The 14,435-nt window shown below is 70.2% G+C and carries 13 protein-coding genes; 1 reads left to right on the forward strand and 12 read right to left on the reverse strand.

The genetic code is table 11. The annotated features are described in order from the left end of the window. Nucleotides 1-63: 63 nt before the first annotated feature. Both ABZ348_RS33015 and ABZ348_RS33020 read right to left on the reverse strand, forming a co-directional pair. A complete protein-coding gene (locus tag ABZ348_RS33015) occupies nucleotides 64-585 on the reverse strand; it encodes an SMI1/KNR4 family protein (RefSeq protein WP_358939410.1) in 522 nt (173 codons plus the stop codon). A gap of 281 nt (nucleotides 586-866) precedes the next feature. Beyond that, a complete protein-coding gene (locus tag ABZ348_RS33020) occupies nucleotides 867-2,150 on the reverse strand; it encodes an adenylosuccinate synthase (RefSeq protein WP_358939412.1) in 1,284 nt (427 codons plus the stop codon). Between the two features lie 153 nt (nucleotides 2,151-2,303). Between ABZ348_RS33020 and ABZ348_RS33025 the strand changes: the two genes are divergently transcribed. Continuing rightward, on the forward strand, nucleotides 2,304-3,134 hold the full coding sequence (locus ABZ348_RS33025) for a diacylglycerol kinase (protein ID WP_358939414.1): 831 nt from the start codon (nucleotides 2,304-2,306) through the stop codon (nucleotides 3,132-3,134). Nucleotides 3,135-3,237: 103 nt separating this feature from the next. Here the strand turns inward: ABZ348_RS33025 and ABZ348_RS33030 are convergent, their stop codons facing one another. From ABZ348_RS33030 to fbaA, 10 genes are all read right to left on the reverse strand, one after another. Beyond that, nucleotides 3,238-4,443, reverse strand: a complete 1,206-nt coding sequence (locus ABZ348_RS33030) for a cytochrome P450 (RefSeq protein ID WP_358939416.1) — start codon at nucleotides 4,441-4,443, stop codon at nucleotides 3,238-3,240. Between the two features lie 128 nt (nucleotides 4,444-4,571). Next, nucleotides 4,572-5,240, reverse strand: a complete 669-nt coding sequence (locus ABZ348_RS33035; protein ID WP_358939417.1) for a response regulator transcription factor — start codon at nucleotides 5,238-5,240, stop codon at nucleotides 4,572-4,574. Next, complete coding sequence (locus ABZ348_RS33040) at nucleotides 5,237-6,577, reverse strand: histidine kinase (RefSeq protein ID WP_358939419.1); 1,341 nt, start codon at nucleotides 6,575-6,577, stop codon at nucleotides 5,237-5,239. Before ABZ348_RS33040 ends, ABZ348_RS33035 begins: the two co-directional genes overlap by 4 nt. Before the next feature lie 112 nt (nucleotides 6,578-6,689). Then, complete coding sequence (locus ABZ348_RS33045; protein ID WP_358939421.1) at nucleotides 6,690-7,511, reverse strand: NAD(P)H-binding protein; 822 nt, start codon at nucleotides 7,509-7,511, stop codon at nucleotides 6,690-6,692. A gap of 99 nt (nucleotides 7,512-7,610) precedes the next feature. Continuing rightward, entirely contained in the window at nucleotides 7,611-8,480 is an 870-nt protein-coding gene (locus ABZ348_RS33050) for an alpha/beta hydrolase (protein WP_358939423.1), read from the reverse strand. 118 nt (nucleotides 8,481-8,598) lie between these two features. Continuing rightward, on the reverse strand, nucleotides 8,599-9,948 hold the full coding sequence (gene kynU, locus ABZ348_RS33055; protein WP_358939425.1) for a kynureninase: 1,350 nt from the start codon (nucleotides 9,946-9,948) through the stop codon (nucleotides 8,599-8,601). Then, nucleotides 9,941-10,762 carry a tryptophan 2,3-dioxygenase family protein gene (locus tag ABZ348_RS33060; RefSeq protein WP_358939427.1) on the reverse strand — a complete coding sequence of 274 codons (822 nt, stop codon included), beginning with the start codon at nucleotides 10,760-10,762 and terminating at the stop codon, nucleotides 9,941-9,943. Before ABZ348_RS33060 ends, kynU begins: the two co-directional genes overlap by 8 nt. Nucleotides 10,763-10,915: 153 nt before the next feature. Further along, the gene (locus tag ABZ348_RS33065) at nucleotides 10,916-11,329 is read right to left on the reverse strand and encodes a DUF3151 domain-containing protein (RefSeq protein WP_358939429.1); all 414 of its coding nucleotides are present in this window, start codon (nucleotides 11,327-11,329) and stop codon (nucleotides 10,916-10,918) included. A 108-nt stretch (nucleotides 11,330-11,437) separates the two neighbouring features. Then, on the reverse strand, nucleotides 11,438-12,916 hold the full coding sequence (locus tag ABZ348_RS33070; protein WP_358939431.1) for an MFS transporter: 1,479 nt from the start codon (nucleotides 12,914-12,916) through the stop codon (nucleotides 11,438-11,440). A gap of 181 nt (nucleotides 12,917-13,097) precedes the next feature. Continuing rightward, nucleotides 13,098-14,129 (reverse strand): class II fructose-bisphosphate aldolase, encoded by a 1,032-nt coding sequence (gene fbaA / locus ABZ348_RS33075; protein ID WP_358939433.1) that lies wholly within the window; start codon nucleotides 14,127-14,129, stop codon nucleotides 13,098-13,100. Nucleotides 14,130-14,435 lie beyond the last annotated feature (306 nt).

Here is a 14,435-nt window from a genome sequence, read left to right on the forward strand (position 1 = left end):
CGTTTCCGTGTCTGCTCCCCACCGAGCCCCGAACCGACCCAGGCCGGGGCTCGGGCCGGAGGGTCAGCGGCAGAGGTCGTCGATGGTCTTCTGGAAGTCCGGGAACTCCTCCGCAGCCGCAGCCATCACCTCGTGGGCGGATCGGCGCGGCCCGCGGGCATGGCGCTCGGCTATCGCGGTCAGCGCCTCCTGTGGGTGCGGATCGCGGTCCGGGTACTCGACCACTTCGAAGGGGCCGAAGCCGTCGGCCAGGAGCCAGAGGTAGTCGCTGAGGTTGCGGGCGACCACACCCGTCTCCCCCTCCGAACCGAGGAACACCACCGGCTGCTCGATCAACGGTGCATCCGGCCGGACCAGCCAGAGGGCCACCTGGCCGCCGGTGCCGTCCTTGCCGAACACCCGGAAGGCGTCGCCGTCCAGCTCGTGGTTGCCGGTCCAGGAGCGCAGCCAGTCGGTGGTCTCCTCGGCGGAGACGAAGTCGTCGAAGGGGTACAGGTCGACGCCGTGGCCGTCGTCGTAGTCGAAGTCGAACTCGGCGACGGCTGCGAGGGCCGCAGGAAAGTCACGATCATCAATGAGAGACACAGCCGCAGGCTAGCGCTTGGACCGACGGCGCACGGCGTCGGGCCGATACCGGCGGGCGGAGGCGGAAACCGTGTGGTCAGCGCGGTCTCGTGGCCTCCCTCGCAGCGTCCTGCGGCCGGTCCCCAGTCCGGCGGACCGGACGGCCGGCCCGTGACCCCGGAGGGGGAAACACCGATGCCCGGGCGGGTACCGACCCGCCCGGGCATCCTGCGTCGACCGCGCACGGTACGGGGTGCATTGGCGCCGCACCCCGCACCGGACACGTCCTGGGGTCGTGATCCCTACAGGAAGGAGTTGATCTCGATCGTCTCGGTGCGGCCGGGGCCCACGCCGATCGCCGAGATCGGCGCCCCGGACATCTCCTCCAGCGCCTTCACATAGCCCTGCGCGTTCTTCGGCAGGTCAGCGAAGGTCTTGGCCTTGGTGATGTCCTCGGACCAGCCCGGCAGCATCTCGTAGATCGGCTTCGCGTGGTGGAAGTCGGTCTGCGAGTACGGCAGCTCCTCGACCCGCTTGCCGTCGATCTCGTACGCGACGCAGACCGGGATCTGCTCCCAGCCGGTGAGCACGTCGAGCTTGGTGAGGAAGAAGTCCGTCAGCCCGTTGACCCGGGTCGCGTACCGCGCGATGACCGCGTCGAACCAGCCGCAGCGGCGGTCACGGCCGGTGGTGACGCCCCGCTCGCCGCCGATGCGGCGCAGCGCCTCGCCGTCCTCGTCGAACAGCTCGGTCGGGAACGGTCCTGCGCCGACGCGGGTCGTGTACGCCTTGAGGATGCCGATGACGCGGCTGATCTTCGTCGGTCCCACGCCCGCGCCTGTGCAGGCGCCGCCCGCGGTCGGGTTCGACGAGGTCACGAACGGATAGGTGCCGTGGTCGACGTCGAGCAGTGTGCCCTGGCCGCCCTCGAAGAGGACCACCTTGCCGTTGTCGATCGCGTCGTTGAGGATCAGCGTGGTGTCGGCGACGTACGGCCGCAGCTGCTCCGCGTACTGGAGCATCTCCTCGACGATGCGCCCCGACTCGATGGCGCGTCGGTTGAAGACCTTGGCGAGCAGTTGGTTCTTGGACTCCAGCGCGGCGTCCACCTTCTGCACCAGGATCGACTCGTCGTAGAGGTCCTGGACGCGGATGCCCACACGGTTGATCTTGTCGGCGTAGGTGGGGCCGATGCCCCGGCCCGTGGTGCCGATCTTCCGCGTACCGAGGAACCGTTCCGTCACCTTGTCGAGGGTGACGTTGTACGGAGTGATGAGGTGAGCGTTGCCGCTGATCAACAACTTGGACGTGTCCACGCCGCGGTCGTTGAGCCCGCTCAGCTCGGAGAGCAGGACGGCCGGGTCGACCACGACACCGTTGCCGATGACCGGGGTGCACCCCGGTGAGAGGATGCCGGAAGGGAGGAGATGCAGCGCGTACTTCTGGTCGCCGACGACGACCGTATGGCCGGCGTTGTTGCCACCCTGGTAGCGCACCACATAGTCCACTGATCCACCGAGCAGGTCGGTGGCCTTTCCCTTGCCCTCATCACCCCACTGAGCACCGAGCAGCACAAGTGCGGGCACAGGCGTACACCCCTTCCGGGCGGGGCATGTCCAGGGTCAGGGGGCGTGAGCCGTGCCTGAGTCCGCGGACCGGTTGCCCCGGAATAGACGAAGCCCCTGGCGCAATAGCGCAAGGGGCTCTTGCACAAAGATGCTACCCGAGGAAGGACCGAGGTGTCGGCTCACGACCAGCTGCTGGTGGTCATCGACCCGGTCGCCCGCCGAAGTGACGGCGAGTCCGTGCGGATCGCGAAGGATGTTCTACTCGGAGGCTCGGAGGCGAAAATCTGCCTTCCGGAGGGGCCCGAGGACTTTGCGCGGGCCCTCGCCCGCAGGGGGTCGAGGAGACCCGTCGTGGTCGGTGACGACCGTGCCCTGTTGCGTGCGGTGGCCCTGTTGTACCGGGATCGATGGCTGGGAAACGGTGCTCTGTCGCTGGTGCCGGTGGGGCCGGGGCCCGCGGTGGCGCTGGCGCACGCCCTCGGTGTGCCCAGTGGAGCGGTCGCCGCGGCGCGCACGGTGCTGGACGGCTCCGTACGGCGACTGGATCTGCTGGTGGACGAGAGCGACGGGGTCGTAGTGGGGGATCTCACCATCCCCGTGGCCGGATCGAAACATCCCGCCGGCGCCGGCTCGCTGTGGCAGAGCTGCCGTTCGTTGGTACGTGGGCTGGTCAGACCGGTGCCCATGCCGTCAGCAGTGCGCCCGCACCGGTTGCGGGTGGAGGTGGACGGAGTGGTGCTGGCCGATTTGGACCGCGAGCTGGAGTCGGTGACCGTACGGGCGGTGGGCGGGCGGGCCGAGGTGGTGGTGCAACCGGTGCCGCCGGTGCGCCCCGGGCCTGCGGCGGAGCCGCTGACCGCGAAGGCGCTGACGGTCACGGTGTCGGGCCCGGACTTCCGCTACCGGGCGGACATCATGGTCACGGGCCCGGTGCGCACCAGGACGTGGACGCTCCAGGCGGGGGCCTGGGGTCTGACGCTGCCGTCGAGCGCGGGGGGCTGACTTACCCGGGCCCTTCCCGGCCCCTTTCCCAGACCCCTACCCGGGCCCTTCCCGGACCGGATGTCCTCGGCTGCGGTCGAACGCACCGCGGGACGGACACGACCTAGAGCTCTACCGGGAGCTCGTACACACCGCGAATGACGTATCCGGGCTTCCATCGGGGCTCGGCCGCCAGCTTCAGCGTCGGAGCCTGCCGCAGCAGTTCCCCGAAGGAGGCCGCCAGCTCGATCCTGGCCAGCGGGGCGCCGAGGCAGTAGTGGATGCCCGCGCCGAAGGTGATGTGTGCGTTGTCGGTACGGGCGAGGTCGAGCCGGTCCGGGTCGGGGAACTGCCGCGGGTCCCGGTTGGCGGAGCCGAACAGCAGCGCCAGCTCGGAGCCGCGCGGCAGGACGGTGCCGTCGATCTCGATGTCGTCCAGCACCCAGCGCTCGAACATCTGGAGCGGGGTGTCGTACCGCATCAGCTCCTCGATGGCGGTGGGCAACAGGGAGTGGTCGGCCCGGAGCAGCGCCAACTGCTCGGGGTGCCGCAGCAGGGTCCACCAACCGTTCGCTGTGGTGTTGACGGTGGCCTCGTGCCCGGCGTTGAGCAGCAACACACAGGTGGAGATCATTTCCTGTTCGCTGAGCCGGTCGCCCTCCTCGTGGGCGGCGATCAGCGCGGAGATCAGATCGTCGCCGGGCTCCTTGCGGCGCTCGGCGATCAGTTCCCGCAGATAGGCCGAGAACTCCACGGACGCCCGTACCGCACGCTCGGCGGTCTCGGCCGACGGGTTGAGTTCGAACATCCCGCAGATGTCGGCCGACCAGGGCCGCAGCAGCCCCCGATCGACGTCCGGGACGCCCAGCATCTCGGCGATCACCGCCACCGGCAACGGTTCGGCGACGCGCGCCAGCAGGTCGCCGCCACCGTCCCGGACGAAGTCCGCGACCAGTTCGGCGGCCAGCCGCTGCACGGTGGGCTCCAGCCGGGCCACGGTCCGCGGGGTGAACGCCTTGGTGATCAACCGGCGGATGCGCGTGTGGTCCGGGGCCTCCAGATCGAGGATGCCGTTGTCGTTGAGGGTGTGGAACGGCTCGTGCTCGGCCGGCGGAGCGGTGCGGCCGAACTCCTCGTGGGTGAAGCGGTGCAGATACGTCCGCCCGAGCCGGCGGTCGCGCAGCAGGGCCGAGACGTCCTCGTAGTGCGGGACGAGCCACTGCCGCGTGGGTTCGAACCAGTGCACGCGCCCCTGCGCCCGCAGTTCCTCGTACGCGGGGTACGGATCGGCGACGAAAGCGGGTGACCAAGGTTCGAAAAGTGCGCTCATAGCGGGACGTTAACCGCCTTGACCCGATGGTGGCCAGTGCACACGAAGAGGCTCAACCCGTTTGTGACCAGCGCTTTTCCAGCGACACCCGCAGCGCCACACCCAGCAACGCGCCCGGCGCGGGTCTCCTAGCCGGGTGTGACCAGCCGTGCCTCGTAGGCGAACACGGCGGCCTGGGTGCGGTCCCGCAGCCCGAGCTTCACCAGGATGCGGCTCACGTGCGTCTTGATAGTCGACTCGGCGACCACCAGGTGCGAGGCGATCTCGGCGTTCGACAACCCCTGGGCTATCAGCACCAGCACCTCGGTCTCCCGCTCGGTGAGATCTCCGACCTGGGAGAGCGCGGGCGCCTTGGCCGTGGCGCCGAGTTTGGAGAACTCCGTGATCAGCCGTCGGGTCACGGTCGGCGCGAGGAGCGCCTCCCCCGCAGCGACCACCCGCACCCCGTCCGCGAGCTGTCGGGCCGACGCGTCCTTGAGGAGGAAGCCCGAGGCCCCGGCGCGCAGGGCCTGGTAGACGTACTCGTCGAGGTCGAAGGTGGTGAGGACCAGCACCTTCGAACGGTCGCCTGCGGCCACGATCTCGCGGGTGGCCTCGATGCCGTTGAGCTCGGGCATCCGGATGTCCATCAGCACCACGTCCGGAGCCAGCTCGGCGACCTTCGCCACCGCCTCGCGGCCGTTGACGGCCTCCCCGACGACCTCGATGTCCGGCATCGCGTTGAGCAGGACCGAGAAGCCCTCGCGCACCATGATCTGGTCGTCGACGATCAGTACGCGGATGGGCTGCGCGGTCATACCGACTCCTCGGTGGTGGCGGCGGGCACGGGGATGAAGGCGGTCACCTCGTACCCTCCGTCGTCGGTGGGCTCGGCGGTCATCTCGCCCTGGAGCATGGTCACACGCTCCCGCATTCCGGTGATGCCGTGGCCCGCGCCGGGTGACGGCTTCACCAGTCCCCGGGGCGCGGTGTTCACGATCCGCAGCCCGATGCCTCCGAGTACGTAGGAGACCTCAACCTTCGCTGTCGAGCCGGGCGCGTGCCGCAGTGTGTTGCTCAGGGCCTCCTGGACGATGCGGAACGCCGAGAGTTCGATGCCCGGGGGCAGTGTGCGCACGGCTCCCGTGATGGTCTTCTCCGTCGACAGACCCGCTTCGCTCACATTGCCCAGCAGCTGGTCGAGATCGGCGAGCACCGGTTGGGGGGCGTCCGGGGCCTCGTAGTCCTCGGCCCTGACCACACCGAGGATGCGGCGCAGCTCGGTCAGCGCGGCGACCGCGTTCTCGCGGATGGTGGCGAACGCCTGCTCCAGCTCCGGCGGCGGGTTCTCGACCCGGTAGGGGGCGGCTTCCGCCTGGATGGCGACCACCGACATGTGGTGGGCGACGACGTCGTGGAGTTCGCGGGCGATGGTGGTGCGCTCCTCCAGCAGGGTGCGCCGATCGCGTTCGACGGCGGTGACCGTCTGCTGGGCGGCGACCTCCTCCTTGGCGCCCTTGCGGATGAGGTGGGTGGACGCCAACAGCATCAGCACTCCGGACACGAAGAGGAGCTGGGAGGTGTTGGTCGGATACCAACGGTCGAGGAGCGTCTCCATGGAGTACCCGACGAACGCGGTGATCAGCCACATCCACACGGCGGAGCGGGGGCGGGTGCGCAGGGTGACCACGGTCAGCACGCAGAGATGGGCGAAGAAGACGGTCGGGGACCAGGGCCACATCCCCCCGTAGGTGCCCAGCACGTTGACCAGGAGAACGGCCGCGATGGAGAGCCAGAAGCCGCCGACGGGCCGTACCAGGGTCATCGCCAGGGCGAGGATGGGCAGCGTCACGCTCAGCAGCGAGGCGAAGCCGGTGACCTGGGAGGTCTGCCAGACGGTCAGGGTGATGAGGCAGAACAGTCCCACGGCTGCATGGGGAGCCCATACGGCGGCCCCCTGTATGCGCGCCGGCAGCCGGCGGATCAGCGACCCGTCGGGGTTCAGCGGCGGCAGGGGTCGATAGGCGAAGGCGTTGACGACGAGGTCCTGGCGCAGGCCGCTGAGTGCCCCCGCTGCCAGGCGGAATTCGGGGGAGCGGGTCTTCTCGGTCACGTACTCAACGGTAGGTGGCGGTGGGGGCGCGGTCGTCACCATCACTGCGGATCCCCCCGCGTCCGTCCTGAGGACTACCCGGGGTTCCGCCGGTACGCCGGACGTCCCCCGGAGGTCCTTCCCGTACGCGGGCGGCCTCCGGGGGACGGGTGGTTCAGGCGCGGAAGGCGTCCGTGTGCTCGGCCGCCCACTCGGTGAAGGTGCGCGCAGGACGCCCGGTGACCTTCTCCACGGTGTCCAGGACGGTGCGGCCCACGGCGGGGGTGTCGCCGTACACCTCCAGCAGGAAGTCGATCACCTCGTCTGGCTGCCCGGCTGCCCGCCATTCGGCCACGGCTTCCTCCTTCGTCAGCTCGACGAGGCGGATCTCGCGCTTGCGGGCCGCGGCCAGGACGTCCGTCTTGTCCTTGACGGTGAGCACCTCCGGGCCGGTGACGATGTACTGCTGCCCGCCGTGGCCGTCCTCGGTGAGGGCGACGGCGGCGACGGCCCCGATGTCGGACTCGTGGACCATGGCGCTCAGCCGCTCCACGAACGGCTCGCGCACCTCGTCGGACGCCTTGACGGACTCCGCCCAGGAGAGCGCGTTCGACATGAACTCCACCGGCATCACCACGGTCCAGGTGAAGTCGCTCTCGCGTACGGCGGTCTCCAACGGGGTGGGCCCGCCGCCGTTGAGGACGGTGATGCGGCGCACCCCGGCGGCCCGGGCCAGTTCCAGGATCTGCGGACCGGTCTCCAGGTCCGCGAAGTAGGGGCCGCCGAAGGTGATCAGGTGCAGGCCCGTCGCCCCCGCCAGGGCGGGGGCGAGCGACGCCGGGTCGGTGAGGTCTCCACGGACGACGTCGACTCCGGCGGGGAAGGTGGCGGTCGCGGGGTCACGCGTCAGGGCGCGGACGGAGTGTCCGCGGTCCAGCAACTGCTGCACGATCTGCGAGCCGACGGTTCCGGTTGCTCCGGTCACTAGGTAGGTCATGGGGAGAAGGTAGGTGGGCTTGCGGTCACCTACCGTCCTCAATTCCACAGCCCATCGAATGCAACCGCCCGCACTGCGACGCCGGCCCGGCCGCATGGCTCAAAAGGCGAGTTGGGCGATCTCCTCGGCGACCACCGCACAGGCGTCCGCGGCCGGGTCGATCACCGGGAAGTGTCCGACCTCCTCCAGCAACGTCAGCCCCACCGTTTCTCCCGCCTCGGCCGCCGCCGCCACGAAGGACTCGGCGAGGTGGTGGGGGACGGTGAGGTCGTCCCGCCCCTGCACCACGGCGGTGGCGATCCCCGTGGGAAGCAGCACGGCGGGGTCGCTGTGCGCCACGCGGGAAGCGAACTCGGCTTCTGGGCCGAGGAGTTCGGCGACCGCGCCCTCGCACACATCGAGTTCCACGGCCCGGGCGAAGTCGACGATCGGCGCCAGTGCCACCACCCCGCGCAGCGGCGGCGGTGCGGGCAGCCGCCAGGCGGAGCCGACCGGCAGTACGTGCCGGGCGGCGGCCCAGAGCGCCAGATGGCCTCCCGCGGAGTGCCCCGTGAGCACCGTGCGCCGGACGTCGGCCTGCGGCAGCGCGGTACCGGCGAGTTCGGGCAGGGCGTCGAGGACCGCGGCGATGTCGTCGAAGGTCTCCGGCCACCGGCCCGCGACCGGGCCCTGCCCGCCCTGCTGCGGCAGGCTCCGACCCCGCCGGTACTCCACATTGGCGACCGCGAACCCACGACGGGCCAGAAAGTCGGCGAACGGGGTCAGGTACGCCCGGTCGTACCGGGCCCGCCATGCCCCGCCGTGCAGCAGAACGACCAGCGGCACGCTGTCCTGTCCGCTCCTCGGCGCATAGAAGTCGACGATCTGATCGGGGTGTTCGCCGTACGCGAGGGACACGTCCGGGGCCACCGCGGGATGCGAGAAGGCCGACTCGGTCTCGGCGGTGTCACGGGCGACGGGGTCCGGCATGTGCTTCCAACCTTCCGAAGCTGTCTCGGAATTGACCGCGGACCCGACGGGTCACCGCGGAAATGTGCTGACCAGCGGGGACGCTATCAGTCCCCGCTGGTCAGGTTGGCCAGGCGGATCAAGCAGGGAGCTCCCCTGCGACCTCGGCCAGCACCCGGGCGAGTTCGGCAGCCGCCCGTTCGACGTCCGCGAACCCCGTGTACAGCGGTGTGAAACCGAACCGCAACACGTCCGGCCTCCGCAGGTCCCCGACGACCCCGCGGGCGATGAGCCGTTCCATCACCACCGGAGCGTTCGCACAACGCAACGCCAACTGGCTGCCGCGTTCACCGTGCGCGAGAGGTGTCAACAACGACACCGGGGACCCCGGTCCGCTCACACCGCCCGTCACATAGGAGTCAGCGCACTCCAGGAAGAAGTCCGTCAGGGCCAGGCTCTTCGCCCGTACGGAGTCGATCGAGACCCCGTCCCAGACGTCCAGCGCCGCTTCCAGGGCCAGCAGGGAGAGGATCGCGGGCGTACCGACCCGACCCCGGGCCACCCCCTCTGCCGGAGTGTGATCGGGTGCCATGGCAAACGGGTCGGCATGGGAGTTCCACCCGGGCAGCGGACTGTCGAAGGCGTGCTGATGGCGCTCGGCCACATACAGGTACGCGGGTGAACCCGGGCCGCCGTTGAGGTACTTGTAGGTGCAGCCCACCGCCAGGTCCACCCGGTGGGCGTCGAGACCCACCGGCAGGGCACCAGCGCTGTGGCAGAGGTCCCAGACGGCGAGCGCCCCCGCGTCCTGGATCTGCGCGGTCAGCGACGGCAGGTCGTGCAGTCGGCCGGTGCGGAAGTCGACGTGGTTGAGCAGCACCACCGCCGTCGCCGGGCCCAGTACGGACGCCAGTTCACCGGGCTCCACGGGGACGATGCCGCACCCGGTCAGACGGGCCGCGGAGGCGGCGATGTAACCGTCGGTGGGAAAGGTGGTGGAGTCGACGACGATCTCGGTGCGCCCCGGGTTGAGCCGGGCGCCCGCCACCACCGCCTTGAACACATTGACACTGGTGGAGTCGCCCACGACCACGCGGCCGGGGGCCGCGCCCACCAGCGGGGCGATCCGATCGCCCACCCGCTGCGGCGCGCTCCACCAACCGCTCTCGTCCCAGGAGCGGATGCGCAGTTCGCCCCACTGGCGTTGGATCACATCGGCGATGCGCGCGGGAACGTGCGCGGGCAGCGCGCCCAGTGAGTTCCCGTCCAGATAGACGTCCTCGTCGAGGTCGCCGAGTTGGAAAAGGGCCCGGCGCGAACGCAGTTCATCGGCGTCGTCCAGCGCTGCGGCCTGCTGCCCCAACACCGCGGCCTTCTGCTTCAACGCTGCGGCCTGCTTCTCAAGGTCCTCGGACACGGGCTCTTCCAGGCCCTCGGACACGGGCTCTTCCAGGTCCTCGGACACGGACTGCTGTAGGGCCTCAGACATGGCTGCGCGCCGTCCACAACTCGGGGAAGACGTTCTTGCGGGCTCGCTTCTCCAACCAGGCGACCCCGGCCGAGCCGCCGGTGCCCGTCTTCGAACCCATCGCCCGGCGCGTGGCCACCAGGTGGTCGTTGCGCCAGCGCCACACCAGTTCGCCCACATCGGTCAGCGCCTCGCCCAGACGCACCACCTCGGCATGGCCGTCCGGGTCGGCGTAGATGCGCGCCCACACGGCCTCCACGTCCTGCGACGGCTCGTGCTTGAGTGCGAGGTCGCGCTCCAGGATGGCGCTCGGCACGGCGTGGCCGCGGCGGGCGAGCAGCCGCAGGACCTCGTCGTACAGACTCGGCTGGTGGAGGGCCTTCTCCAACTCGGCGTGGACGCGCGGAGCACCCCGGTGGGGCACCAGCATCGACGCGGACTTGTCGCCGAGCAGGAACTCCATCCGCCGGTACATGGCCGACTGGAACCCCGAGCCCTCGCCGAGGGCGTCCCGGTAGGAGTTGAACTGGGCGGGGGTCAATTGGCCCAGCGGCCTCCAGGACGCGTTCAACGCCTCCAGTTCGCGCACGGACCGCTTGAGTGCATCTATCGCGTCCGGCACCCGGTCCTCGCTCAGGGCACGGGACGCGGTCTCCCACTCGTGCACGATGACGGTGAACCACAACTCCATCACCTGTGTGGTGACCAGGAAGACCATCTCTCCGGGATCGTCGGAGAGGGTGCGCTGGAGATGGGTGAGGACATCCGCCTGGACGTAGTCCTCGTACGGAGTGGTGCCCGCGAAATCCAGATGCGGGGCAGCGTCATGTGACATCGCTGTCTCCTAGACGTCCGGGTAGCGGTCCGCCCCTTCCTGTTGGTGTGGGAGCCCCGGTCCCCAAGCGCATCATAAGCCGCAGCCCGCACCCCGTGATCGTTCCGAGGGCGCGGGCCGTGTCACATCCCGCGGCATGTGCGGGGCCGGGGTTCAGCCCAGGGTGTCGGCAGCGGTCTGCGAGGAGTCGCGCAGGAAGGTGGAGCAGCGCTCGTACTCCGCCTGCTCCCCGATCGCTCCTGCGGCCCTGGCCAGGGCGTGCAGGGCCCGCAGGAAACCGCGGTTCGGCTCGTGCTCCCACGGCACCGGGCCGTGTCCCTTCCAACCGCTGCGGCGCAGTGAATCCAGTCCGCGGTGGTAGCCCGTGCGGGCGTAGGCGTAGGACTCGACGACGCTGCCGCGCTCGAATGCGTCGTCGGCGAGTCGCGCCCACGCCAGGGACGAGGTCGGGTACTTCGCGGCCACCTCGGCCGGGGATGCGCCGGAGGCGAGCAGCTCGCGCGGCTCGGGGTCGTCGGGGAGGTGGGTCGGGGGCGGGCCCCCGAGGAGGTTTTCATGGATGCCCATGCCTCCAGTGTCCCAGGCGGCGCCGGCTTCCACGGCGGCCCCCGCCCCCATCACCGGATCGGGGCGACGACGGCCGCCCGGCGCACCGGGCGGGCCGCACCGCACTGCTCAGCCGCCCGGGGCACTCTCCGCGGCCCGGGGCTCCAGCGGGGGTGCGCCGACCCCGCAGTTCACCCGGCATTCCGGGCGCGCCTCGGTGCCGTCCGGGGCCGGCGCCGGCCGTCTGACCGTGGCGAAGGCGATGATCGCCCCGAGCACCAGCACCCCAGCGCACATCGGCATCGCCCTGCGGAACGTCGCCCCGAACTCGTCGGCCGAGCGGTACGCCTCCGGGCCCATGCCCGCGAGCAGGGGCAGCGCCGCCACGGCCAGCAGACCGGCGGCCCGGGCCGCGGCATTGTTGACCCCGCTGGCGATCCCCGCACGGGCCGTCCCCACCGACGACAGGACGGTCGCGGTCAGCGGGGCGACCAGGGTCACCATGCCCAGGCCCATCACCACCAGCGCGGGCAGTACGTCGGCGAGGTACGAGGCGCCCTGCCCGACCCGCAGCATGAGCAGCATTCCCGCGGCGCACAGCAGCGGGCCCACCGTCAGCGGGATCCGTGGCCCGATGCGTTCCGCGAGCTCGCCGGACTTCGCCGAGAACAACAGCATCAGGACCGTCGTCGGCAGCAGGGCGAGTCCGGCGCCGAGCGCCGAGTAGCCGACCACGACCTGCAACTGGAGCGCCACCAGGAAGAAGAAGCCGCCGAACCCGGCGTACACGCAGAGCGTCACGACGTTGACCGCGGTGAACAGCCGCGATCTGAAGATCGACAGGGGCAGCATGGGATCGGGGCGCCTTCGCTCCACCCCGACGAACACCACCGCGACGACCACGCCCGCCAGGGCCGCCACCCACTGCGGTGCGATCAGCCCGTACGTCACCAGGCCCAGCGCCAGGGCGCCCAGCGCCGCACCCAGCACGTCGAAGTGGGTGTCGTGGGCGGCGGGGTCGCGGGACTCGGGCACGTGCCTCAGGGCGACGGGCACACAGATCGCCGCCAGGGGCACATTGATCAGGAACACCCACCGCCATCCGGGGCCGTCGACCAGCCAGCCGCCGACGAACGGGCCGATCGCCGCCCCGACACCGCCGAGCCCCGACCACAATCCCACCGCCCGCGAACGGTCATCCGGGTGAAAGCTGGCCTGGATCAGGGCGAGGGAGCCGGGGGTGAGCAGTGCCCCGCCGATGCCCTGGAGCGCGCGTGAGAGGACCAGCATCTCGCCGCTCCTGGCGAGCCCGCAGAGCAGTGACCCCAGGGCGAACCAGACCACTCCGACGACGAACACCTTCCGGCGCCCGTACCGGTCGCCGAGTGCGCCGCCGAGGAGGATCAGGCCGGCGAGCGCGAGCATGTAGGCGTTGATGGTCCATTGGAGGACCGCCATGTCCGCGTTGAGGTCCTCACCGATGCGCGGGAGCGCCACATTGACCACGGTCGAGTCCAGCAGGGCCATGCTGGAGCCGAGGACGGTCGTGAGGATCACCCAACGGCCCTTGGGGGTGGACAGCCTGATGTCTCCCGGACGGTCATCCATACGCGGATCATCGCAGCGGGGGACGCGGGCGACTACCGGGGAGCCGGGGCCGTCGCTGCGTCCACACGGCCCGGAACACGACAAACCCGGTGCCCCCCGCGGGGATGCACCGGGTCGGGTGTCCTTCGCCGCCCGAGGGCGGCGTCCGGACGTCAAAGACGCCACGGACGTCAGGAAGCACTCACTTCAGTCGGGTACCGGTGGAGCGCAGCGCGGCGCACGCCTCGGAGACGCGGGTGGCCATGCCGGCCTCCGCGAGCTTGCCCCAGGTCCGCGGGTCGTAGGTCTTCTTGTTGCCGACCTCGCCGTCGACCTTCAGGACGCCGTCGTAGTTGGTGAACATGTGCGCGGCGACCGGACGCGTGAACGCGTACTGGGTGTCGGTGTCGAGGTTCATCTTGACGACGCCGTTCTCCAGGGCCGTGGCGATCTCCTCGGCGGTGGAGCCCGAGCCGCCGTGGAAGACGAAGTCGAACGGCTGGCTGCCCTGGGCCTTGCCGTACTTCTCGCTGACGCCCGCCTGGAGGTCCTTCAGCAGCTCGGGACGGAGGACGACGTTGCCCGGCTTGTAGACGCCGTGGACGTTGCCGAAGGAGGCGGCGAGCAGGTAGCGGCCCTTCTCGCCCAGTCCGAGCGCCTCGGCGGTGCGCAGCGCGTCGTCGACGGTGGTGTAGAGCTCGTCGTTGATCTCGTGCGTGACGCCGTCCTCTTCACCACCGGTGGGGGTGATCTCCACCTCCAGGATGATCCGGGCGGCGGCGGCCTGCGCCAGCAGCTCCTGGCCGATGGCGAGGTTGTCGGCGAGGGTCTCGGCGGAACCGTCCCACATGTGGGACTGGAACAGCGGGTTCTCACCCTTGGCGACGCGCTCGGCGGAGACGGCCAGCAGCGGACGGACGAAGCCGTCGAGCTTGTCCTTGGGGCAGTGGTCGGTGTGGAGCGCGACCGTCACGTCGTACTTGGCGGCGACGATGTGCGCGAACTCGGCGAGCGCGACCGCTCCGGTGACCATGTCCTTGCTGTGCTGGCCGCCGAGGAACTCGGCACCGCCGGTGGAGATCTGGATGATGCCGTCGCTCTCGGCCTCCGCGAAGCCGCGCAGTGCGGCGTGGAGCGTCTGGGAGGAGGTCACGTTGATGGCCGGGTAGGCGAACTTGCCTGCCTTCGCCCGGTCGAGCATCTCGTTGTAGACCTCGGGGGTTGCGATGGGCATCTGTCCGCTCCTTGTATGTGCGGGTTGGCGATATGGGCCCTGACCTTGGGGCGACGTCATCGTCAGCCCCTATCTTTCCAGACTCCCCAAGGGACTCCCGCACACCGGGTGCCCGCCCCTTCGCGACGATCTTTCGGTTTCCACCGAAAGGGCAAGATCTACTTCATTGCCGCAGGTCAGACAGGGGCATCGGGTGATGTGCCGAGGTGGCCGGATCCCGACCATCGACCGGAAGACGGCCCGTGCGGAGGGCCCGGGCGCGCCCGGGCCTCGGAAGAGCACACGACTGAAATACAGTCACATGAG

It is taken from the genome of Streptomyces sp. NPDC005963, assembly GCF_040638655.1.
In the GTDB taxonomy this organism is placed as follows: domain Bacteria; phylum Actinomycetota; class Actinomycetes; order Streptomycetales; family Streptomycetaceae; genus Streptomyces.

Bases quoted from the DNA above. Each gene is read 5' to 3' on its own strand.
- ABZ348_RS33050 (WP_358939423.1), bottom strand. From the start codon at position 8,480: ATGCCGGACCCCGTCGCCCGTGACACCGCCGAGACCGAGTCGGCCTTC.
- ABZ348_RS33045 (WP_358939421.1), bottom strand. From the start codon at position 7,511: ATGACCTACCTAGTGACCGGAGCAACCGGAACCGTCGGCTCGCAGATC.
- ABZ348_RS33070 (WP_358939431.1), bottom strand. From the start codon at position 12,916: ATGGATGACCGTCCGGGAGACATCAGGCTGTCCACCCCCAAGGGCCGT.
- ABZ348_RS33060 (WP_358939427.1), bottom strand. From the start codon at position 10,762: ATGTCACATGACGCTGCCCCGCATCTGGATTTCGCGGGCACCACTCCG.
- kynU (WP_358939425.1), bottom strand. From the start codon at position 9,948: ATGTCTGAGGCCCTACAGCAGTCCGTGTCCGAGGACCTGGAAGAGCCC.
- ABZ348_RS33065 (WP_358939429.1), bottom strand. From the start codon at position 11,329: ATGGGCATCCATGAAAACCTCCTCGGGGGCCCGCCCCCGACCCACCTC.
- ABZ348_RS33040 (WP_358939419.1), bottom strand. From the start codon at position 6,577: ATGGTGACGACCGCGCCCCCACCGCCACCTACCGTTGAGTACGTGACC.
- ABZ348_RS33030 (WP_358939416.1), bottom strand. From the start codon at position 4,443: ATGAGCGCACTTTTCGAACCTTGGTCACCCGCTTTCGTCGCCGATCCG.
- fbaA (WP_358939433.1), bottom strand. From the start codon at position 14,129: ATGCCCATCGCAACCCCCGAGGTCTACAACGAGATGCTCGACCGGGCG.
- ABZ348_RS33035 (WP_358939417.1), bottom strand. From the start codon at position 5,240: ATGACCGCGCAGCCCATCCGCGTACTGATCGTCGACGACCAGATCATG.